This window comes from Neisseria sp. P0021.S007 (assembly GCF_051956855.1).
The window spans coordinates 1-668 of record NZ_JBQCXA010000584.1 but is presented as its reverse complement, the minus strand read 5'-3'; the positions used below and the strand labels follow the sequence as shown (position 1 = coordinate 668).

General features: G+C 48.8%; 1 protein-coding gene. It reads left to right on the top strand.

Annotated features, from left to right (window positions below; genetic code table 11):
• The first annotated feature begins 294 nt into the window (after positions 1-294).
• Positions 295-657: a TIGR02328 family protein gene (locus ACTHUR_RS14765; protein ID WP_108700120.1), complete on the top strand. Its 363-nt coding sequence runs from the start codon at positions 295-297 to the stop codon at positions 655-657.
• The last annotated feature ends 11 nt before the right edge of the window (positions 658-668 follow it).

The window sequence follows — 668 nt, the reverse complement described above, 5'->3', positions numbered from 1 at the left end:
GTCTTTTACCTTCGACTCATCCTCACGCAGATTTGAAGCAGGACTACTAGCCGGCATCTTCACCCTTCTTCTGACTTTAGTACCGCTACTTTACTGTACGTGGCGACGCCGTAGAAAAATTCAGGCGGCAGCCAAGAAAGCAAGAATGACCGAACAACATAAAGACTGACCATACTCAATGCCGCACACCTTCTTGACCGACAAACAGTCATCAAGATATTTGAACCACCCGACTAAACAAAAGGTCGTCTGAAAACCAAGATACAATTTCAGACGACCTCCAACCCACCAAACATGAGACTTTGGCACCAAACCCTTATCCCGCTACTTCCCCGCGCCCAGCTTCTAGGGCAACACCGCGAATGCGCCGCGCTTCGCGGAGCAGGCTGGGGCAGGCCGCACGCGACGGTGAATTACGTTTTCACCCATTCGCCTTACAAACTCTATCTGTATCACGCGCTGATTATGGAAGAAATGGAAAAACGCGGCTACAAGCCTGACGTTTTATGGAAAGACCCGTTGTATCGCGGCAAAGCCGTTGCCCCATACCACGCACACACTGCTGAAACAGCTACTTCGCCGATTTACACCGAACATGATGATGCCTACTTAGACGAATGCCTGGAAAATTTAAAAAGTAAAGGCATCATGTTATAAACCCATTTTTC

Excerpts from the sequence above, each read along its gene's own strand:
- ACTHUR_RS14765 (WP_108700120.1), top strand. The coding sequence starts at position 295 with ATGAGACTTTGGCACCAAACCCTTATCCCGCTACTTCCCCGCGCCCAG.